This is a genomic window from Ignavibacteria bacterium (assembly GCA_016873775.1).
Taxonomy (GTDB): domain Bacteria; phylum Bacteroidota; class Ignavibacteria; order UBA10030; family F1-140-MAGs086; genus JAGXRH01.
Window position 1 is genome coordinate 26788 of the sequence record VGWC01000002.1, and the last position, 22736, is coordinate 49523.

The following is a 22736-nucleotide window of genomic DNA, read 5'->3' on the forward strand; positions in this document are numbered from 1 at the left end:
AAAAAATGTAAAATGTTCAATATAAAATTACAATAATCTCAATAATTCCAAGTGAAAACTACTTATATCCATACTCTCTCAAAAACGTATCGTTCTCGCGCCAATCTTCTCGCACTTTCACAAAGAGTTCAAGAAAAACTTTTCTTCCGAGAAATTGTTCGATGTCTTTTCGCGCTCGTGTTCCGATGTTTTTCAGCATCATACCTCTTGCGCCAATCACGATTCCTTTTTGCGACTGCCGCTCCACAACAATCTCAGCAGAAATTTTATCGGGCTTTCCAGGACGTTCAATAAATTCAACAACATTCACTGCGGTGGAATAGGGAATTTCTTGTTTGAGAAGTTGAAAAACTTTTTCGCGAATAATTTCCGAAACAAAAAATCGCTCGTTCTTATCGCTCAATTCATCTTCGGAATAATACGGCGGATGAAGCGGCAAATACATTTCAATCGTTTTCAGTAAATCGGAAATACCAACCATATTCAACGCAGAAATCGGAATGTATTCTTTGAATGCAAACTGTTGGGAAATCATTGAAATGATTTCTAAAATTTTTCCTTTCTCCACCGCATCAACTTTATTGATAATAAGAAAAGTTGGCTTCGTCGTTTTATGAATTGCTTGAAAAGAAATATCGTCGCCAACTTTTTCTAATCGCTGCGGCGAGTGAATGTCGAAATCCGTTGCGTCAATCATCAGCAACACAACGTCCGCATCATCGAGCGAACTATGCGCGGACTGCATCATTACGCTGTGCAATTTATATTTCGGCTCGATAATTCCCGGCGTATCGAGAAAAAGAATTTGACAATTCTCTCTGTTATAAATTCCTAAAATCTTGTCGCGCGTAGTTTGCGGTTTCGGTGTTACGATGGAAAGTTTATGCTGCAAAATACAATTCATCAACGTTGATTTTCCAACATTCGGTTTTCCAACAATTGCTACAAAACCTGCGCGAAAGTTATTCGTCATTTGTAGTGTTCTTTATTCTTTTTTCTAATGCAACTTGCCTCAACAACGGCGAAATCCTATATCTGTCATCTCCCAACTCTCTATGCAACGCAGAAAGCACGGCGACTACATTTTCATAACCGATTTTTTCTCCCCATTCAATCGGACCAAACGGATAATTTGTTCCGAGTTTCATTGCCGTATCAATCGCTTCGGGAGTTGCGATTTCTTCCTGCAGCGCAAAGAACGATTCATTCACAAGCATACACACGATGCGCGGCAACACCATTCCCACTCTATCTTGCACTACGGAAAATTGTTTTCCGATTTGCAGAACAAATGTTTGCACAACGTCCCATGTTTTTTTTGTAACATTTGTCGGAGATGCAATTTCAATAAGTTCACCCGAAAGAAAAGTTGGTAAGGCAGAAATTCCAAGCAGTTGTGTTTCTTTGTCGAGCCACAACAACTGTTCGCTTGCAGTAACAGTAATTGATGAAGAAAGAATAGCTGTGTTTTTATATAGCGAACGGAGAAATTTTAAATTCTCTTTCTTCTTTTCAACATCACAAAGCGACAACTCAATTGCAAGAAAAATATTTTGCGATGAATGGAAGTTTATAACAACGTCAAATCCTTTCATTTCGCAAAATGATTTCCATTCATTAAGTAATGGTTCTTCGCCGAGGAGGAGGAGGTTTTTTTTATCAATCATATTTATTTATCACGCAAAGTCGCCAAGATGCAAAGAACTCTTTTCAATTTTGCGTCTTTGCGAGAGACATCACTCCACAACTTCATCAATCACTCCACCGCCAATAACATCATCGCCTTCGTAAAGCGCAACGGATTGTCCCGGCGTAATGGCGCGTTTCGGTTCGTCAAACAGCACGTGCAGTTTTCCTTCCGTATCAATGTATGCTTTCGCAGAACTTCCGCTATCGCCGTACCGAATTTTCGCCGTAACGTTGATGGGAACGGAAATATTTTCGTACGCAATTAAATTCACATTGCTTGCAATAAGTCCGCGATGAAATAATTCCACATCGCGTCCGACATAAATCGTATTTTCCTTCGCATCAATTTCTGTAATATAAATTTTTTCTCCGACAGCAACGCCAAGTCCTTCGCGCTGACCAATCGTGTAAAACGGAAATCCGCGATGCGTTCCTATTTCTTTTCCTTCAAACATAATTTTTCCTCCGCGAACATCTTCTTCCAAATTTGTAATGCGCTCTTTCAAAAATCGCTCGTAATTGTTGTCGGGAATAAAACAGATTTCGTAACTCTCGCCTTTCTTTGCAACACGCAAGTTGTGTTTCTCACCGATTGCGCGCGCTTCGGGCTTCGTGAGTTCTGCAAGCGGAAACATTGTGCGCGCGAGGGAATGTTGCGTTAGTCCCCACAGCGCATACGATTGGTCTTTGCTCGCATCTTTTCCGCGCGAAACGATATAGCGTTGTTTTGTTTCATCGAATCGCACGTTTGCATAATGTCCAGTTGCAATAAAATCCGCACCGAGTGATTCTGCTTTACGAATGAGTTCTGCCCATTTGATTTCACGATTGCAAATCACGCACGGATTCGGTGTTCGTCCACTGAGATATTCGCTGGAAAATTTATCAATCACCGTGCGCGCAAACACTTCGGAAAAATCTAACACGTAATGCGGAAAACCAAGTTGAGATGCAACACCGCGCGCATCGTTAATTCCATCGAGCGAGCAGCAACTCGATTCGTTTCCGATATTGCCGCCAACGTCTTCGTAACGATATGTTTTTATCGTAATGCCGATGAGGTTGTAACCTTGTTCAGCCAGAATCGCCGCTGCAACAGACGAATCCACTCCGCCGCTCATTGCTACGACTACAGTTGTATCTTTTGGTGATTTGTGAATTGGTTTCATTAAAAATGCGAGGAAAAGATAGGGAAAAGTCGAATGATTTTAGATTTACATTTTAGATTTCTGATTGAAAAAGTTTCTTTGCTTTCGTATCTTATGCATATAAAATTTTATCTCACGTATGAAACATTCAGATTTTTTTACACTGATTATTCGTCTCACTGTTGGAATTTTCTTTTTGTATGTCGGCGTTCAGAAAATAAACAGCGGATGGCTTACCTCGAATGAACGATTAAATAAATCGTTGTATGATTACAATGACAATGCAACAGGAATACAAAATACATATCTTGATAAATTAGCAATTCCTTTCTCTTCCATTTGGGCGCCGCTTATTGCTCTCGGAGAAACCGCATTAGGAGTTTCGTTGCTTATCGGGCTTTTTACACGCACTTCAACACTTATGGGATTATTGATGATTCTCAATTTTCATTTCGCAAACGGAAATTTATTTTCAGCAGATTTTTTTGAAAGTAGTGGAGCAATTGTTTTATGCGGAACACTCCTTTATTTATTTTTCAGTTACTGCGGATATTCGTATGGTCTTGATGCACTTATCTCTGTAAACGTTCATAAACGAAAAGGAAAATCGAAGTCTGCAAAAATCAGTTAATAACAGAATGAATAACGAACTCATCGAAATTAATCTTTCCAAAGTCGAACATTCACCACTCATCAACAAAGACATTGCGCCGACAACAATTTCGCAACGTACGTGGGGAACATACAATATCGCCGCTTTGTGGATTGGAATGAGCGTGTGCATTCCAACATATATGCTTGCAAGCGGATTGATTGCCGGTGGAATGAATTGGTGGCAAGCGATTCTCACGATTGCATTAGGAAATATTATCGTTCTCATTCCAATGATTTTAAACGCGCACGCCGGAACAAAATATGGAATTCCGTTTCCCGTTCTTACGCGCGCTTCATTCGGAACAATCGGCTCGAACATTCCTGCATTACTTCGCGCGCTCGTTGCGTGCGGTTGGTTCGGCATTCAAACGTGGATTGGCGGACAAGCAATTGATGCAATGCTCGTCGTTCTTATTCCAGCGTGGAGTACGCTTGGTTTCGGTCAGTGGATTTCGTTTGCAATTTTTTGGATGATGAACGTGTATTTCATTATCAAAGGAACGGAATCAATTCGTTGGCTCGAATCACTTGCCGCGCCGTTTCTTATTGTTGTTGGATTAGGATTGCTTGCGTGGGCGTACGTGCAAGGAGGTGGCTGGGGTCCAATTCTTTCGCAGCAAAGTAAATTTCAAACAGCAGAAGAGTTTTGGAAATTTTTTGTTCCATCGCTGACGGGAATGGTGGGATTTTGGGCAACACTTTCGCTCAATATTCCGGATTTTTCTCGCTACGCAAAAAGTCAGCGAGCGCAAATTCTTGGACAAGCATTCGGACTTCCGCCAACTATGGCATTGTATTCATTCATCGGCGTTGCAGTTACATCGGCAACGATTGTAATTTTTGGTGAAGCAATTTGGGATCCCGTTGCATTGCTTGCTAAGTTTCACAATCCGATTATCATTTTGCTTTCGATGCTTTCACTTCTTGTTGCAACGCTGACGACAAACATTGCGGCAAACGTTGTTTCTCCCGCGAACGATTTCGCAAACTTAATGCCGAAGAAAATTACATTCAAAATCGGCGGATTGATTACTGCGTTTGTTGGAATCGCGATGATGCCGTGGAAACTTCTTTCAGATTTTGGAACGTATATTTTCGTTTGGCTCATTGGTTACTCGAGTTTTCTTGGTCCCATTGCCGGCGTGATGATTGCGGATTATTTCATCATTCGCAAACTGAAATTGAACGTAGAAGATTTATATTTGCGCAATGGCGAATACGAATTCAGCAACGGTTTCAATTTTAAAGCGCTCCTTTCTCTTTTCGCCGGCGTGTTTGTCGGATTGATTGGCTTATTCGTTTCCGACCTTCGCTTTTTGTATGATTATGCGTGGTTTGTTGGGTTTGGTGTGGCAATGGTTTGTTACAAACTTATTATGAAAAAGAAGGATTAGAATGGTTTCTTACGTAGATAAAATATTTCAATTCTATAATGAAATTTGTGAAGGAAAATATTTTTGGATGAAAGAGAGGCTAGAAAAAGAAAATATTTTTATACTTGATGAGTTTCTAATTAACGAATCTTTTATGAGATTGTTTTATGATACTTACGTTGTACCACACTCCCCTAAAATCGTTATATGTGGAATTAACCCTGGAAGAAAAGGAGCCGGAAAAACTGGCGTTCCTTTTTTAGATCTTAAGTCTCTATCAAAATTATTAAACGGCTTAAATAAAATAGAAGAAGAGCGTAGCGCGCAATTTTTTTATTCCATTATTGAAAACTATGGTTGTAAAGTTTTTTATTCCAGTTTTTATGTTACAAATATTTCTTGTTTAGGTTTTATAAAAAAAGAAAAACGATATAGAAACATCAATTATTTCGACCTACCAATAGAAGTTCAGACTATTATTTTAGAGAAATTTGTTGACGAAATGAATTTAGTTAAACCTTTACGTATTATCCCTTGCAGTATTGATGTTGAAATAACATTAAACGAGCTAAAACAAAACGATAAAATAAATGCAATTATTGAAAATAGATTACCTCATCCTTATTACTGTTCAATTGACAGAAATAAGATCACTCAAAAGCAGAATTATATTAATACATTAAATAGATTCATTACTTTATAATTACGATCATTGAAAAGATGAGTTATTTCCTGATTTGAAAACTTATGAACACACAACTTAACATCCTTCAACTTCTCCAACAACTTCCCGAAGAAAAGCAAGTGGAAGTTCTTCACTATGTTGAATTTCTCTTGCAAAAATATTCTCCGACAAAACACAATGTTGTCAAAGAAGAAACGCAAGAATACGGAGTGCAAGAAACAACAACAATAAACCGCGAAGAACTCAAACAAGAAATTGACCAACTTCCTGAACAAATTTTAGAAGAAGTGTATCGTTTGCTTCATCCGATGCAGAAAGAGAAAAAGAGACGAGTGCCATTCAAAACATACAACTTAGGTGGACAACTTGACAAAGTGAACATAAGAAAATTTGCTTATGAAGAATGAACTTGTTCTCACTACATTGTAGCTGCATTGCAATTTCAATAATACCAATTATTCCAAGTGAACCTCCTCTCTCCGCTCAAACAATACTTCGGTTACACGACTTTTCACCCGTTGCAGGAAGAAATCATATCAGATATTCTTCAAAAAAAAGATGTGTTTGTTTTGATGCCAACGGGCGGAGGAAAATCGTTGTGTTATCAATTGCCTTCGATTATCAATGATGGAATGACAATTGTCGTTTCACCATTGATAGCATTGATGAAAGACCAAGTTGATAGTTTGCGAGAGAATGGAGTTCCTTCTGCGTTTATCAATAGTTCGTTGAATGAAAATGAAATTCATAATGTAAAAGCACAACTTCTTCGCAACGAAATCAAACTTCTCTACGTTGCGCCGGAAAGAATTATGATGCCGTCGTTTCTTCCTTTCTTGCAAACGTTGAACATCGGTTTGTTTGCGATTGACGAAGCGCATTGCATCTCTGAATGGGGACACGACTTTCGTCCCGAATACAGGCAACTCAAAACATTGCGAACAACATTTCCAACTATTCCGATTTCTGCATTTACCGCGACAGCAATTCCCGCAGTGCAGAACGATATTGTTCACCAACTCAATCTGCGCGATGCAAAAATTTACGTTGCAAGTTTCAATCGGAAAAATCTTTTCTACTCTGTTCAACCGAAACAAGATTCGTACAAACAACTTCTCGTTTATCTGCGCGCTCACAAAAAAGATTCGGGAATTATTTATTGTTTCAGCCGCGAAAAAACGGAAACACTTGCGCAACGTTTGAACGACGACGGTTTTCGCGCTTTACCGTACCACGCAGGACTTGATGCAAAAGTTCGAACCGAAAATCAAGAAAAGTTTATCAAAGATGACGTAGAAATTATTGTTGCAACTATTGCATTCGGAATGGGCATCAACAAATCGAACGTGCGCTTTGTTATTCATTACGACTTGCCGAAAAATTTAGAAAGTTATTATCAGGAAACGGGACGCGCGGGACGTGATGGTTTGCCGGGCGATTGCATTTTGTTTTACGGTTACGGCGATAGAAGAAAAATTGAATACTTCATCGAAGAAATGCAAAACGAGCAAAACAAAAAAATTGCTTTTGAAAAACTTGAAAAAATAATCGAGTTTTGCGAAAACAATCATTGGTGCCGAAGAAAAATTCTTCTGAAATATTTCGGTGAAGAATATGTTCAAACAAATTGCGGCAACTGCGATACGTGCATTTCTCCGAAAGATAAGATTGACGGAACAATTCCTGCGCAAAAAATTCTTTCGTGTATCAAACGAACGGGTGAACGATTCGGTGCAACGTATATTGTTGACGTCCTGCGCGGTTCTGAGAATGAAAAAATTCAGCACAACAAACACGTGCAACTTTCTACGTATGGCATTGGAAAAGATTTCTCTGCAAAACAATGGAAAGCGTTTATTCGTGAACTTGTTCGGCTCGGTTTTATTTCTGTTGATGAAGAATTTCGCAGTTTGAAATTGAACGAGCGAAGCAACGAGATTTTATTCAACAACGAAAAAGTTTTTCTCACCAAACCGGAAAAAGAAAAAGTGCGTTCAAAAGTAAGCGAACCAACCGACGATAATTTCGACTCAAAACTTTTCGATGAATTAAAACATTTACGAAAAATTCTCGCCGATGATGAGGGTGTTCCTCCGTATGTCGTTTTTCACGATACAGCATTGAAAGAAATGGCAATGTTCAAACCAACAACAGAGAGTGATTTGAAAATGATTACAGGTGTGGGAGAAAGAAAATTGGCAAAGTATGGAGATGAGTTTTTATCTATTATACAAAGTTATTTGAAAAAATAAATCATGTTTCACTTGTTATTATTGAAATTATTGAAGTTCTCATTACGAGAATGTTTTGCAAAAAGCACAAAGGGTGTCATTTTGAAGAACGAACCGACGAAAAATCTTCTTTCATCTTGCAATATTTCAGAGTAGATTCCTCACTTCGTTCGGAATGACAATTTTTTTTTATTTTGTAAAACTTTCTAAAAATAAATTCCAATAATCTCAATAATATCAAGTGAAAGAAATAAAATCTAAAATGCAATTACCTCTTCACGGAATAAAAGTTCTTGACTTCACACGAATTCTCTCAGGTCCATTTTGCACGATGAAACTCGGCGATATGGGAGCGGAAGTAATTAAAATCGAACAACCAAACAGCGGCGACGATACACGCAGTTGGGGACCGCCGTTTGTGAATGGTGAAAGCGCGTATTTTCTTTCCGTCAATCGCAACAAAAAAAGTTTAACGCTCAATTTGAAAACGAGTGAAGCAAAAGAAATTATTCGGAAACTACTTTTACAAAGCGATGTTGTTGTAGAAAATTTTCGCGCAGGAGTGATGGAGAAACTTGGATTCGGTTTCGATGATGTGCAAAAAATAAATCCGAAAATTATTTATGCTTCGATTTCCGGTTATGGACAAACGAGTTCGCGAAGTCATCAGCCGAGTTACGATTTGATTGTGCAAGGCGAATCGGGATTGATGGATGTTACCGGTTTTCCCGATGGCGCGCCAACGAAAGCGGGAATTTCTCTTGCCGATGTTACTGCGGGAACGTTGTGCTTCGAAGGAATTTTACTCGCACTGTTTCAACGAGAGAAAACAGGAAAAGGCGAGCGCGTTGATATTAGTTTGCTCGATGGCTTGCTATCATTGTTCACCTATCAATCGCAAATTGCGTTGTCATCAAATCGAAAAGTTACACGCAAGGGAAATCAGCATCCGACGATTACGCCGTACGAAACATATCAAACAAAAAACGGATTTCTGAATGTTGCCATCGGGAGTGAATCGCATTGGGAAAATTTCTGTGAAGCAATTCATCGAACGGATTTGATGCGTGATGCTTGTTTTATTACGAATGCAAAGCGAGTTGAAAACCGCGCGTTACTGGAAAGTGAACTCAAACCTATTTTTCTTACGAAAACAAGTGAAGAGTGGATTTCTCTTTTACAAAAAGCAGATGTTCCTGTTGGAAAAATAAATTCGCTTAATGATGCTTTACAAATGGATGTGTTGAACGAGCGTGAAATGCTTGCTTTGGTTCAACATCCGAAAGTTGGTGAAATAAAAATTGTAGGAAATCCGATTAAACTTTCTTCCACTTCACAACAACAATTTTCTCCGCCGCCGTTACTTGGCGAACATACAGAAGAGATTTTGCTTTCGATTGGGTACTCGAAAAATACGATTGGCGAACTGCAAAAAGGAAATGTGATTTAATTTTTTTTGAAATACATTTTACAATTAAGAACCTACTCATTGTGATACGATTACTTCACACGGACGTTATGCGATTTACACGATACGACACGCTCCGTATCCAAATGCGAATGAACCGGCGCACATTCACGTTGTGCTTAAGGAATCGAATATCAAGAACGAATAATTTATTTATGCATTTGTTTTCTACGATGATATACTGCTGACAACCTCGATACGAACTATCAAGAAACCAAAGTAAAAACAGTAATACAAAAAAATATGAAACACATAATCAAAACTCCTAAACAATAGATAGAACAATTGCCCGACGACCGGAAAAAAGTAATAAAAGAATTGCGTCGTGTCATTACTCAAAATCTTCCGAAAGGATTCATGGAAACGATGAGTTACGGAATGATTGGATACGTCGTTCCACATAAACTTTATCCCAACGGATACCATTGCGACCCAAAACAACCGCTTCCCTTTATGGGTATCGCTTCACAAAAAAATTATATTACCCTCTACCACATGGGAATGTATGCAAACGAACAATTATTGCAATGGTTCACAAGGGAATTTCCGAAACATAGTTCGACAAAATTAGATATGGGAAAAGGTTGTATTCGTTTCAAGAAACCTGAACACATTCCCTATCAACTCATCGGCGAATTGGTAAAAAAAATGAGCGTTGATGAATGGATTGAAGTGTATGTAACAGGTGTGAAACGTTAATATTGTTTTGAATTCTATGTAAAAATTACACCTTGAAATCATCATCAATGCATCGCAGGAAAAAATCTGGGATACCATTACTAACGACAGAAAATATCGCGAATGGAAAAGCGCATTCCACGAAGGTTCATACTTAAAGAAATTGGAATATGGGCGATTCAATAAAATTCATTGCAGTCAATAACGATGGAAAAACAGAAGGTATGATTTCTGAAATTGATGAAAGTAGGTATCCGGAATTTATTTCCATAAAACACATAGGATATATTTTGAACGGTGTTGAAGATACACAAGCGACGGAGTAAAAAAATGGGTTCCTTCGTACGAAAACTACACGATAGAAAAAATGGAATCGCAAAAAAAAACATTTATACTCGAAATGGATGTGCTCGAAGAATATTATGATATGTTCATGGACGTATGGCCAAAAGCTTTGAAGAAATTCAATGAAGTTAGTGAGAACAATGATTGAAAACAATAAGAAGTTTCATTGAACTCATAGCAAAATCTGTGAATGAAATTCTTATATTTGTCGCACTTTTTTGGGGCTGTAGCTCAGTTGGGAGAGCGTTCGGTTCGCATCCGAAAGGTCGAGAGTTCGAATCTCTTCAGCTCCACTAATAAATGGATAATCATTGTGCGGGAATTGCTTGTCATTTTTTTGACAAGCATTTTTCTTTTAAAATACTTCAAATGATTTCGACGCAACAAAAAAATCCGTTCAAAAAACAATACTTCACTGGTATACAAAGCATCGCAGAAAACTTATTTGGAGAAATTCAAACAATCCTTACGAAATTGTTGTTTCAGAAATTATGTAGCAACAAACGCAAACGAAACGTATGTTTCTACCGATGTATTGTTGAGAAACATATTCGATGAAAACGATATTCATCCTTCATTTGCTCGCGAAAAAGTATTCAAAAAAATTTTTTCAGAATTGGCAACTGATGGAATACTCGAATCAATCATTTGCGCTAAAAAATCTTATTTGCGATTGCAAGAAACTTTATGACAAACTCAAAAGCACAAGCGCTGAAAGAATTTCAGCAAATTCCAGGCGTAGGAAAAAGTATTGCAAACGATTTATGGGAACTTGGGTTCCGTTCGGTTCAGGATTTGAAATACAACAACCCGGAAGAAATGTACGAACGATACTGTTCGTTAGTCGGAACTACCGTTGACCGATGTTTGCTTTATGTGTTTCGTTGCGCGGTATATTTTGCTTCAAATAAAAAGCACGAACCAGAATTATTGAAATGGTGGAATTGGAAATATGATCAAAAATTATTGTAGCCACTTAATGTTTATGGAAGGTTTTTTTCGTAGATTTTTTCCGCATCTTAAAACAATATTTTACATTCAATTATTATTTTTGGGGAGAAAATTATAAGATAAGATTTCACAAAATAATTACTTTCTTACTTTAATCTCAATACAGATTACAATTTTGGTAAATATAATTCTGCAAGCGGGGTATTAACATTTATAATCTAACAGTTTCATTGTATAAACTGAAGGCAGATTTTTTTGAATCTGCCTTTTTTGTTGTTTCAAAAAAATCCTCTTGGAGAAAAGTATAAAACACATCCATCAATTTTCACCGTTTATCTTGTTTATTTACTGTTTTACTCGTATATATTTCCCAACTTTTTTTAATTCATTATGAAGGTAGGTTGTAAAATACATGTCAGCGGTATCGTGCAAGGAGTTGGTTTTCGCTACTTTGTCTTTAAAAAAGCAGGGAATTTGTCATTAGTAGGATTTGTAAAAAATCTTACAAACAGCAACGTAGAAATTTATGCAGAAGGAGAACGCTCACTCGTAGAAGAACTGATTACACGTGTAAAAATTGGTCCTCCCAACGCACACGTGAGCGGATTACATATAACATGGGAAGAATGGAAAGGGACATATTCTAATTTTAAGATTCACTAACACTATAACACTATTGAATAATAATGCGTTTTGGTTTTGGTTTTGATATTCACCAACTCGTAGAAAATCGAAAACTGATTCTTGGCGGGATTGAAATTCCTTTCAACAAAGGATTACTTGGACATTCGGATGCCGACGCTCTTTCTCATGCTATTTGCGATGCATTGTTAGGTGCAGCAACATTGGGAAATATCGGCACACAATTTCCCAATACAGATGTGCAATACAAAAACATCTCAAGTCTCCTGCTACTTGAACGAACTGCATTGCTTATTCGCGAGAATCATTTTGAAATTTCTAATATAGATTCAACCATTGTTTTACAGGAGCCAATCATACATACATTCATTTCTTATTTACGAAAAAACATCGCTCATTCGCTTTCGCTTGAACTTCAACAAGTTTCTGTAAAAGCAACTACTTCCGAGCATCTTGGTTTTATCGGACGCAACGAAGGAATTGCCGTGTTTGCAGTCGCATCACTTTATGACAGCACTTCACCAAAATCAGAACTATAAAATTATGCGCATGCTCATCATATTCGCATTTTTCTTTTGCAAGTGTTCCATTGAAACACTTGCACAACAAACAACTCTCACAAGAGAAATTCTTGAACAACATTTGACCGAACATTCTTCGTTGAATGAACAAATCGGAACAATATCGAATATGTTCAAAGAAAGTTTAGGAAGTGAACGAACCCGCGTCATCGTAATGGATTTTACAACGAACCGTAAAGAAATATCGCTCCTCGGAAATTATATACGCAGAACAATCGGAAAAACAATCGGAACAAACGATAAATACGAAATAGTTGACCAAGTTCTTGTCCTCAAAGAAATTGCTGTAAAAAAATTACCGTTAGGAGTATCACTTCCTACTACTCGCGTTTATTCATTTGCCGAAATGTTTTTATTTACTGATGCAGTTATTACAGGTTCGGTGGAATTCGATGGAACAGTATGCAAAATATCTGCTCAATTGTACTCCGAAGATGCTCTCATAACTTCGTATAACGCAAAATGTACTTCCGACGATATACTCAAACAGTCAGTATTGCAATTGACAAATAATTATCCGGAAGAATTACTCATTGCGCAAAAAGAAAACCCTGCTCCATCGTTCTTCGTGTATTACACGGAAAAGTTAATTGAAAAACTCGAAAATTTGGAACCCTTCTGGATTTACTTTATCGTTTCATTCATTGCATTTATTGAAAACGTGTTTCCACCATTTCCAAGCGACGCCATTGTCGTTTTCGGAGGATTTCTTGTTGGTGTTGGAAAAGTGAAATATTGGCTCCTTCTTCTTGGTTCAACCATCGGCAGCACTCTTGGATTTATGCTTGCATATTATATCGGAGTAAAATGTTCGACGACAAAAATTTCCTCATTGAAAATTCGTTACGTTCCTGTTGACGCATTGCTGAAAGTAGGCGCATGGTTCTCCAAATTCGGATACACATTAATTGTCGTGAACAGATTTTTAGCAGGAACAAGAGCAGTGATTTCATTTTTTGCTGGTCTATCAGGTTTACCGTTGTTAACAACAACCATCTTAAGTTTTCTCAGCGCGTTAGCGTGGAATGCGCTTTTGCTTTACGCTGGAACCAGTTTAGGGAAAAACTGGCAAGTCGCGCTTGAATACATCGGACAATATAGTAACGCAATGTTCAATGTTCTTATTACTATCGCGGTTATCAGTATCGTTGTCTATCTTTGGAAAATCAACAAAAAAAATAACAAACAACAAAACGAAGAGAAAACTTCGTAGGAACACTTCTTCCCCATTATGTTCGATTTATTACTTTCTTTCGATCGGGAAATTTTTTATTTCTTCAATTCCACATTTACGTTCCTTCCATTCGATTCACTGATGCCTTTCTTAACGGATTACCACAAGAACACATATATTATTTGTGGTATTCTTCTTCTTCTCATTTATCTTTTTTGGAAAGGAGAAAAAAATATCCGTGTTGCAATTCTGCTCGTCATTCCCACACTTATTATTTCTGACCAACTCAGCAGTACCGTGTTGAAGCATTTCTTTGAACGCCAACGACCGTGTATCGCATTGGAAAACGTTCGATTGCTTGTAACTTGCGGCAGCGGATTTTCATTTCCTTCATCGCACGCAGTTAATAATTTTGCGGTTGCAACATTATTCGGTGCGTTCTTCAAGCAACATCGTTGGAAATATTTTGCCTTTACCAGCATCATTGCATACTCTCGTGTCTATGTTGGCGTGCATTATCCTTCTGATATTTTTGCTGGAGCAATCATCGGTGTTTGCTGTGGTTTGGGAGTTTATAAAAGTTGGAAATTTTTCTCTATAAAATTTCAACACACTGAATCACTTCCGTTATGAATCGTGGGAAAAACAACTTGAAAAATATAACATCAAATAATATTCAACGCGATTATTTGTTCTGTATTTTTTCCGGCATTGTTTTCGGAATTTCATTCCCACCAAATTCTGTAGGCATACAAGCATTGTTCGCGTTTGTTCCGCTTCTTCTCGTTTTACTGAACGCAAAAAATCATCTTCATGCATTTCGATATGCTTATGTGATGTTGTTTGTGTGTAGTTTAATTTCAATGTACTGGATTGGAGGATTCACCCACGGACGCGATAATTATTTACTGCTTGCAGGAGGTTTGCTGTTATTCGTTCATCCGATTTTTTACTTTCTCCCTATTGCCGCATTTACTTTCATTCGCAAAAATTTGAATCAGAACATCGCTTTGTTCTCGTTTCCATTCCTTTGGATATCAAACGAATATTTTCGAGCGCATACCGATTTTGCTTTTCCTTGGCTCACGATTGGAAACACTCAAACGTATGATCTTTCGTTGATACAAATCGCTTCTATTGTTGGCGTGTACGGAATTTCTTTTATCATTTTACTCATCAATTGCGTCATAGTTTTTGTTTTCAGAAATATTACAACACGACAATGGAAAACGATTTCCTGGCAAAGTGGAATGTGCATTCTTTTTATTATCTGTCTGTACGGAATTCCAAAATTCATTGGCAATAAAATTTTAGAAGAACACTCAAACAATGAAAAACAAACTCATACAATTCGAGTCGCGATTGTTCAACCGAATATTGATCCTTGGGAAAAATGGCAGAACACTATCGATTTTCAAATGGACGTGTTGCTGAAAATGAGCAATGAAGTTTCTGCGTTCAAACCTGATTTACTTGTTTATCCCGAAACAGCGATTCCATCGTATATTTTGTTGCCAAACAATGAGCAAAGTTTATCGCAATTGAAATCGTTTGTTCATAAAAACAGAATCGCATTGTTCACAGGAATTCCCGATGTGAAATATTTCGATGATTCAACGTTCGCACCATCAAGCAGTAAAATATTTTCAGAATCACGAATGCGATACAATACGTACAATTCATCAATGTTGTTAAAACCAAACTCCAATGAAATTCAAACGTGCGCGAAATCCATTCTTGTACCATTTGCTGAACGAGTTCCCTATGCCGATTATTTTTCATTCTCCAAATTGTTTGAATGGGGAATCGGAATTTCAGGTTGGGGAAAAGGTACCGATTCGACAATTTTTAATTTCACAACAACCACCGGAAAAATAATTCATTTTGCTAATCTTATATGTTTTGAATCCGTGTTTCCGCAACTTGCAACGAAGTTTGCGAAGAACGGCGCAGATTTTTTTACGGTGATTACGAACGACAGTTGGTGGGGAAATACGTCCGGCGTGTATCAGCATTTACGTTTCGGAATTTTTCGCGCAATTGAAAATCGCAAATGGCTCGTGCGCTGTGCAAACTCAGGAATTTCCTGCTTCATTGACCCGTACGGAAGGATATACTACTCAACTGATTTCAACACTCAGCAAGTGATAATGAAAGAAATTTCTCTTTCCAACGAAAAAACTTTTTACAATGAACACAGCGATTGGTTTACGTTGTGGAATGTGATTATTGCTTCATTACTATTAGCAATAGCATTTACAAAGAAATATTTATTCAACGAAAAAATCATCCATTGAAAATTCAATATTTCTTTCAATGTTGAATGGAGAACTACTACTAAAAAAATATTATGCATCAAACATTTATTGACTTACGAAGCGATACAGTTACAAAACCTTCTTTTGCGATGCGCGATGCAATGGCAAAAGCGGAAGTAGGCGACGACGTATTCGGTGATGACCCAACTGTTCTTCTTTTGCAAAAACACGTTGCAGATTTACTCGGAAAAGACGCGGCGTTGTTTTTTCCGTCGGGAACAATGAGCAATCAAGTGTGCATCAAGTGCCACACGGAACCAAGTGATGAAATTATTTGCGAAGAAGGTGCGCATATTTTTAATTATGAAACTGGCGGACCTGCGTTTCTTTCCGGCGTTCTTGTCAAAACATTGAAAGGAATTCGCGGCGTATTTACTGCCGAACAAATCAAACAAGTCATTCGTCCGCGAGCGTATTATATGCCAGTAACAAAATTGATTGTTATTGAGAATACACACAACCGCGCGGGCGGAACAATTTTTCCACTCGAAGAAATAAAAAAGATTCGAGAACTTGCGGTGAGTGAAGGAATACGTTTGCATCTCGACGGAGCGCGTTTATGGAATGCGTTTGTCTCGACAGGAATTCATCCGAAAGAGTACGCATCGTATTTCGATTCTGTTTCAGTGTGTTTATCGAAAGGGCTTGGTGCGCCGGTTGGTTCGGTTTGCGCAAGCGATAGAATGCTGGTTGAACGCGCAAGAAAGTTCAGAAAAATTTTTGGCGGTGGAATGAGACAAGCAGGAATTCTCGCAGCAGCAGGAATTTATGCATTGCAAAATAATATTACGCGATTGAAAAAAGACCACGAGAAAGCACAACTCTTCGCACAAACAGTTGCAAAAATTCCCGGTATGTATATTGACTTGGAATCTGTTCAAACAAATATCGTTATCATCGAAGTTGATAAAACAGGAAAATCCCCGAATGAGGTGTTAGCAATGTTGAAGGAAAACAATGTGCTTCTCACGCCGGGAAATTGGAACAGTATTCGCGCCGTATTTCATCTTGATGTATCAATGGAAGAAACACAACAAGCATCGCGAGTTTTTTATGAACTCTTCAAGTAGAAGTATTTCGTCATTAGTCATTCTTGAATCTCGCTAAACTCATTATCAATGACAAATTACCAATTCCTCTATGGATAAAAAAGATTTCAACTTCAAAACTCAAATGCGCATTCGCAATTACGAAATAGATTTGCAAGGAATTGTTCACAATGCAAATTATTTACTGTATTTCGAAATAGTGAGAATGGAACACTTAAAGCAACTCGACGTAAGCGTAGATGTTCATTCCATACGAAACGGATGAATTCCGATGAAAGTAATAGAGTTTGAAAAGTAAATATGTTCACACGTGCCTGATACGAATTTTTCTTACTACACAAAACATCTTTCTGCTGAAAATTTACAACGCGTTTATGAAATTGCTCCACCCCGCGTTCAACAATATTTTGATGCAGAAATACATTACCTTCTTTCAAAAATAACTGCAAACGATGTAGTTTTGGAATTGGGTTGCGGCTATGGTCGTATCATTCCGACGTTGGCGAACAAAGCAAAATTTGTCGTTGGCATTGATACATCGTTGCAGAGTTTACTCCTTGGTCAGCAGTTTCTTCGCAATGTTTCAAATAGCCTTCTATTTCAAATGAATGCAACAAAACTTGATTTTCTTTCTCACACATTTGATGTTGTCGTTTGTATTCAAAACGGAATTTCTGCATTTCACGTCAATCAACACGAATTAATCAAAGAAAGTATTCGCGTAACAAAACCCGGTGGAAAAATTTTCTTTTCAAGTTATTCCGAAAAATTTTGGGACCATCGGCTTCATTGGTTTCGGTTGCAAGAGAGGGAAGGACTTATTGGTGAAATTGATGAAGAACATACAATGAATGGCATGATTGTTTGCAAAGATGGGTTTACGGCAACGACAGTGAATGAAAAAAATTTCCTTGGTTTGGTTTCTGAGTTCAATGTAAGCGTAAACATTTCAGAAGTAGATGAATCAGTAATCTTTTGTGAAATGGACGTTCGTTGAATGCACACTTGAAAATTCAGAAAATAATAATTGTTGTTGCAACATTTTAAAAACACTTCAAGTCTAACACAAATATCTTTCAAAATATTTATTCACAAATTCAAAAATACAATGAGGCAATTATTCTATCTCTATCTAATCTTCCTATCACTTTCATTTACCTCTAATTCCCAGGAACGTTTCGGCGACATTTCCGGAAAAATTTTCGACGTTAAAACATTAGAGCCGATTCCTTCAGCAAATATTTTCCTTGTTGAAAAACCTGAGCTCGGAACTTCTTCCAATCTCGACGGTGTATTTCTATTGAAAACCATTCCTGTTGGAACATACAGTTTGAAAATTTCTGCCTTAGGTTATAGTTCGCAAATTGTTACCAATACTGTTGTTGTAACAGGTCGCGCAACTCCGATTACCATTAAACTTGAAGAGAAATCCATAGAAATGCAAACAGTTACAGCAGAAGCGACATATTTCAGCAGAGCGCAACAGATGAGTCCCGTAAGTTCAAGCGTGTTTGTTCGCGCGGAAGTGTTGCGTTCTCCCGGTGGAATTCAAGATGTGCAGCGAGTTGCGCAATCGCTTCCCGGTGTTGCGAGTTCAACGGATAACATTAACGAACTCATTGTACGAGGAGGCGCACCGTTCGAAAATCTTACGATTCTTGACCAAATGGAAATTCCTTCCATCAATCATTACTCGAATCAATTTAATTCCGCTGGTCCCATCAATATGGTGAACGCCGATATGATTGAAGATGTGCAATTTTCTTCGGGAGGATTTCCTGCGCAATACGGCGATAAAACTTCCTCCGTTATGAATTTAACGGTGCGCGAAGGTGATAAAAAGAAATCGTTCGCTTCCAATACGGCAATGAATATGGCAGGGCTCGGAATGCTGATCGAAGGAGGTTTTGCAAACGAAAAAGGTTCATACATTTTTTCTATTCGCAATAGTTTGCTCGAAGTTATTGATAAGGCAGTTGGTATTTCAAAAATTTCGCTTACCGCCATTCCGAAATATTGGGATATGCAATCAAAATTGACGTACGATTTTTCGCAATCGCAAAAACTGATATTCAATGTTTTGTATGGAGATAGCCGCATCAATTTTGTTGGAGACCCGAAGTTGCAAGATACGTTACGCCGTAACGTTCTCGATTCATCATCGGTTGAAACGCTTTATCCTGTTACAAAACAATACGCCGTAGGATTGAGTCTTCGTAGTTTGTTCGGAAAAGAAGGATACTCGATGTTCACACTTTATTCATCGGGAACAAGCACTGATATAACCGTGCAGGAAGATTTTGCAGTTCGTCAACGCGATGCAAACGGCGATGTCAATTCGTACACCATTCTCAACACTCAAAAAGTTTTTGCCAATAATATGTTCGAATCATTTCTCGGTGCAAAGTACGAATTGTTTTACCAACCACATCCACTTCATTCACTTTCACTCGGAGGACAAATTCAAACAGCGCAAAAGTGGAGAGACGATTTATTTTTCGGAGGAGATACGTCGCGTTACGATTTTGACAACGATGGAATTTTTGAAACAGGTCCGATTGCTGTAAATGCGGCAACGTTTTTGCAGCATTTCAAATTCGGCGATGCGAGTAAATACTATCTGTTTGCAAGTGATAAATATTTACTGACTTCTTCATTCGCATTTACTTTAGGTTTTCGGTACGACCATTTTACGTACGCGGGCAAAGGTGCATTTTCTCCTCGAGCAAGTTTATCGTATCAATTTATTCCATCAATTAGTACTGCAACATTTGCAGTCGGTGAATATGCGCAGGTTCATCCGCTCCCCTTTTACGGCGACAGATTTCATATCGGATTCAATCGCAATCTCGATTATATGAAAGCGACGCATTATGTTCTCGGTTACGAACATATTCTCGGTGAAGGTTTCAAATTCAGCGTAGAAACGTATTACAAAAATTATCGCAACATTGCGGTGAGTGAAGAATTTATTTATCAAGCAGCAGAAACGGTTCGCACCGATAAAATTCACACGATTGGCAAACGACACTCCTATGGAACAGAATTATTTCTCGAACAAAAGCAAGTCGCAGACTATTTCGGAACATTGAGCGTGTCGTTTTCAAAAACTGAGATGAAAGATTCGCGAATTCCACCAATGAAACGTTGGTACACATCAGAATTTGATTATCCTGTTATCCTCACTGCGCTTGGAGGAAAGGTGGTGAAAGGTGTTCGTGATTGGTGCGATAACGCTCCGTTCTACATAAAATATCCTTCGTACATTTTTCCATTTTCGAACGAAATGGAAATCAGTTTTAAATTTCGATATCAATCGGGAAGACCATACACGCCGCTCGAATACGTATTGTGGAAACAAAACAGAGAAGGCGGAGTACATTGGTCACCAGGCGCGTGGGTTTCCAGTAAGAAAGAAAATTCCGTTCGTTATCCCGATTACAGTCGCTTGGATTTTCAGTGGTTAAGCAGATACAATCATTCCGGGTACAACATCAACGTGTACATCGCGATGATGAATATCTTCAACACAAAAAATGTTTTCTATGAAAATCACCGCAGCGATGGAACAATAGAAACAGTTTACCAGTTTGCGTTTTTCCCCGTTGCAGGAGTGGAAGTTGAGTTTTGAGAAGAGTCATTTAAAACATAGAGCAGAAATCTTGTTTCTGCTCTATTCGTAAACAAAATTTGCATATTACATTCTTTCCGGCGCAGTAATTCCTAAAATTGAAAGTCCATTTCCTAAAACAATTTTTGTTCCCGAACACAATGCCAATCGCGCCGATGTTAATTCTCTATCATCCGTTACAACGCGATGGTCGTGATAAAAGCGATGAAATGAACTTGCGACGTTATGTAAATATTCGCAGAGTAAATGCGGCTCAAAATTTGTTGCGACATTTTCTACAACTTCGGGAAATGTTCGTAATAATTTCATCAAATCAATTTCTGCACTTTCTTCCAGCAAAGACAGATTTGCTATTTGCTCTTGGCTTTTTTCTCTACGCTCTATACTCTCTGCTCCTTGCTCACTTGCAAATCGAATGATGCTTGCAATTCTCGCATGAGCATATTGTAGATAATACACAGGGTTTTCGTCCGATTGTTGTTTCGCAAGTTTCAAATCGAAATTGAGATGACTTCCGATACTGCGCATCAAAAAGAAATAGCGAACGACATCCGCGCTAACTTCATCTATCAACTCATCGAGTGTAATAAAATTTGCTTTCCGTGTGGACATTTTCACGACTTCACCATCTTGTAATATCGTAACAAACTGGTGAATCAGTACTTTGATCTTTTCAGGATTTTCTCCGAGGGCGCGTAAACTTGCAAGCACATCGGGATACGTTGCAATATGGTCGCTTCCTAAAATATCAATCATCACATCAAATCCGCGATGAATTTTATTTCGATGATACGCAATATCCGGCAAACGATACGTCGGCTCACCTGTGCTTTTCACAATCACTTTATCTTTTTCGCTGCCGAGAATTTCTTTCTTCAACCACAATGCACCTTCGCTTTCGTATGCAATGCCGATGCGTTTGAATTCATCTATCAACTCCTTTACTTTTCCTGTTTCGTATAAAGAATTTTCATTGAAGAAAACATCAAACACTATTCCCAGTCGCTTGCACGTTTTTTTTATGTCTTCAAAAATTTCTGCTTCCGCTTGTTGTTTGAATTTTCCTTCTGCGTTTTCGTTGCGAAGTGTATTGCCGAATTCCTTCTGCAAGTTTTTTGCGATGTCAATAATGTATTCGCCTTGATAATAATCTTCGGGAAAAGAAATTTGCTCGCCGAGTAATTGCAAATACCTCAAACGAACTGAATCGCCAAGCAGGCGCATTTGTCTTCCCGCATTGTTGAAATAATATTCGCGCGTAATATTATATCCGCTCCATTCAAGAACTCGCGCAACCGTATCACCGAACACTGCGTTTCTTCCGTGTCCGACCGTTAATGGTCCCGTTGGATTTGCGGAAACAAACTCAACTTGCGCTGTTTTATTATTTCCATTCTCATTTTTTCCGAAAGAGATATTTGTTGCAAGAATACTTCTCAATTCATTTTGAAAATAATTTTTTGTAAAATGAAAATTGATAAATCCAGGACCGGCGATTTCCACTTTTTCAATAATAGTTGAATCAAATCGAAGCGAAGCGATGAGTTCCGTTGCAATTTGGCGAGGATTCTTTTTGAGCGATTTGGAAAGTTGCATTGCAATGTTGGTTGAAATATCGCCGTGTTCCACAACTTTCGGTTTCTCAAAAAAAATTGTTTGGTTTTCTATCCCAAACAATTTCTGAATTACTGAACCTATGTTTTGATGAAGATAATCTTTCATTTCTCTACGGATTTCTTTTTCGCTTTTGTTGCCGGCAATTTTGGTTTTGCAATTTTTTCTTCGATGTATTCTATTTTTGCATCACCCCATAATTTTTCCAAATTGTAATATGTGCGTGTGGATTTTTGAAATATGTGTACGACAACATCAACAAAATCAATAATCACCCAATCGGCAACGTCCATTCCTTCGTTATGCCAAGGATACAACCCATCTTTCTTCGCCGTTTCCATTATAGCATTTGCAATAGCACGCACTTGAATATCCGAATCGCCGGAACAGAGAATGAAAAAATCCGTTACATCAGAAACTTTGCGAATATCAAGCAACGCAACATCCGATGCCTTTTTGAGAAAACACATTTGCGCAATTTTTTTTGCGAGAACTTTTGTAGCCA

20 protein-coding genes, 1 tRNA gene and 1 pseudogene are annotated in these 22736 nt (G+C 38.1%); 17 read left to right on the top strand and 5 right to left on the bottom strand.

Going from position 1 to position 22736, the window contains the following annotated elements; translation table 11 throughout:
- Positions 1–58: 58 nt before the first annotated feature.
- The 3 genes from FJ218_00425 to mnmA form a co-directional block, all read right to left on the bottom strand.
- Positions 59–973 carry a GTPase Era gene (locus tag FJ218_00425; GenBank protein MBM4165388.1) on the bottom strand — a complete coding sequence of 305 codons (915 nt, stop codon included), beginning with the start codon at positions 971–973 and terminating at the stop codon, positions 59–61.
- Positions 963–1667, bottom strand: coding sequence for a hypothetical protein (locus tag FJ218_00430; protein MBM4165389.1), 705 nt, complete (start codon positions 1665–1667; stop codon positions 963–965). Before FJ218_00430 ends, FJ218_00425 begins: the two co-directional genes overlap by 11 nt.
- A gap of 69 nt (positions 1668–1736) precedes the next feature.
- A complete protein-coding gene (gene mnmA / locus FJ218_00435; GenBank protein ID MBM4165390.1) occupies positions 1737–2858 on the bottom strand; it encodes a tRNA 2-thiouridine(34) synthase MnmA in 1122 nt (373 codons plus the stop codon).
- Between the two features lie 118 nt (positions 2859–2976).
- On the opposite strand from mnmA, the gene FJ218_00440 reads away from it, so the two are divergent.
- From FJ218_00440 to FJ218_00520, 17 genes and pseudogenes are all read left to right on the top strand, one after another.
- Positions 2977–3468 (top strand): DoxX family protein, encoded by a 492-nt coding sequence (locus FJ218_00440; GenBank protein MBM4165391.1) that lies wholly within the window; start codon positions 2977–2979, stop codon positions 3466–3468.
- Positions 3452–4885, top strand: a complete 1434-nt coding sequence (locus FJ218_00445) for an NCS1 family nucleobase:cation symporter-1 (GenBank protein ID MBM4165392.1) — start codon at positions 3452–3454, stop codon at positions 4883–4885. Before FJ218_00440 ends, FJ218_00445 begins: the two co-directional genes overlap by 17 nt.
- A gap of 1 nt (position 4886) precedes the next feature.
- On the top strand, positions 4887–5567 hold the full coding sequence (locus FJ218_00450; protein MBM4165393.1) for a DUF4918 family protein: 681 nt from the start codon (positions 4887–4889) through the stop codon (positions 5565–5567).
- A 44-nt stretch (positions 5568–5611) separates the two neighbouring features.
- Positions 5612–5956, top strand: a complete 345-nt coding sequence (locus FJ218_00455; GenBank protein MBM4165394.1) for a DUF2281 domain-containing protein — start codon at positions 5612–5614, stop codon at positions 5954–5956.
- A 57-nt stretch (positions 5957–6013) separates the two neighbouring features.
- Positions 6014–7801: a DNA helicase RecQ gene (recQ, locus tag FJ218_00460; protein MBM4165395.1), complete on the top strand. Its 1788-nt coding sequence runs from the start codon at positions 6014–6016 to the stop codon at positions 7799–7801.
- A gap of 241 nt (positions 7802–8042) precedes the next feature.
- Positions 8043–9230: a CoA transferase gene (locus FJ218_00465; protein ID MBM4165396.1), complete on the top strand. Its 1188-nt coding sequence runs from the start codon at positions 8043–8045 to the stop codon at positions 9228–9230.
- Between the two features lie 261 nt (positions 9231–9491).
- Positions 9492–9947 (top strand): annotated as a pseudogene (locus FJ218_00470) (DUF1801 domain-containing protein).
- A gap of 544 nt (positions 9948–10491) precedes the next feature.
- Positions 10492–10567: transfer RNA gene (locus tag FJ218_00475), tRNA-Ala, on the top strand.
- A 391-nt stretch (positions 10568–10958) separates the two neighbouring features.
- Positions 10959–11243, top strand: coding sequence for a pathogenicity locus (locus tag FJ218_00480; protein MBM4165397.1), 285 nt, complete (start codon positions 10959–10961; stop codon positions 11241–11243).
- 369 nt (positions 11244–11612) lie between these two features.
- Positions 11613–11885: an acylphosphatase gene (locus tag FJ218_00485; GenBank protein ID MBM4165398.1), complete on the top strand. Its 273-nt coding sequence runs from the start codon at positions 11613–11615 to the stop codon at positions 11883–11885.
- A 23-nt stretch (positions 11886–11908) separates the two neighbouring features.
- Positions 11909–12403 carry a 2-C-methyl-D-erythritol 2,4-cyclodiphosphate synthase gene (locus FJ218_00490; protein ID MBM4165399.1) on the top strand — a complete coding sequence of 165 codons (495 nt, stop codon included), beginning with the start codon at positions 11909–11911 and terminating at the stop codon, positions 12401–12403.
- Positions 12372–13658 (top strand): DedA family protein, encoded by a 1287-nt coding sequence (locus tag FJ218_00495; protein MBM4165400.1) that lies wholly within the window; start codon positions 12372–12374, stop codon positions 13656–13658. The genes FJ218_00490 and FJ218_00495 overlap by 32 nt, the downstream gene beginning before the upstream one ends.
- 18 nt (positions 13659–13676) lie before the next feature.
- Entirely contained in the window at positions 13677–14252 is a 576-nt protein-coding gene (locus FJ218_00500) for a phosphatase PAP2 family protein (GenBank protein ID MBM4165401.1), read from the top strand.
- The gene (lnt, locus tag FJ218_00505) at positions 14249–15916 is read left to right on the top strand and encodes an apolipoprotein N-acyltransferase (GenBank protein MBM4165402.1); all 1668 of its coding nucleotides are present in this window, start codon (positions 14249–14251) and stop codon (positions 15914–15916) included. The genes FJ218_00500 and lnt overlap by 4 nt, the downstream gene beginning before the upstream one ends.
- A gap of 53 nt (positions 15917–15969) precedes the next feature.
- Positions 15970–17007, top strand: coding sequence for an aminotransferase class I/II-fold pyridoxal phosphate-dependent enzyme (locus FJ218_00510; GenBank protein ID MBM4165403.1), 1038 nt, complete (start codon positions 15970–15972; stop codon positions 17005–17007).
- 277 nt (positions 17008–17284) lie between these two features.
- The gene (locus FJ218_00515) at positions 17285–17983 is read left to right on the top strand and encodes a class I SAM-dependent methyltransferase (GenBank protein MBM4165404.1); all 699 of its coding nucleotides are present in this window, start codon (positions 17285–17287) and stop codon (positions 17981–17983) included.
- Positions 17984–18094: 111 nt separating this feature from the next.
- On the top strand, positions 18095–20617 hold the full coding sequence (locus FJ218_00520) for a TonB-dependent receptor (protein ID MBM4165405.1): 2523 nt from the start codon (positions 18095–18097) through the stop codon (positions 20615–20617).
- Between the two features lie 66 nt (positions 20618–20683).
- On the opposite strand, the gene FJ218_00525 is transcribed toward FJ218_00520, so the two are convergent.
- Together FJ218_00525 and rsfS are read right to left on the bottom strand one after the other, a co-directional pair.
- The gene (locus FJ218_00525; protein ID MBM4165406.1) at positions 20684–22339 is read right to left on the bottom strand and encodes an arginine--tRNA ligase; all 1656 of its coding nucleotides are present in this window, start codon (positions 22337–22339) and stop codon (positions 20684–20686) included.
- A complete protein-coding gene (gene rsfS / locus FJ218_00530) occupies positions 22336–22701 on the bottom strand; it encodes a ribosome silencing factor (protein ID MBM4165407.1) in 366 nt (121 codons plus the stop codon). The genes FJ218_00525 and rsfS overlap by 4 nt, the downstream gene beginning before the upstream one ends.
- Positions 22702–22736: the final 35 nt, after the last annotated feature.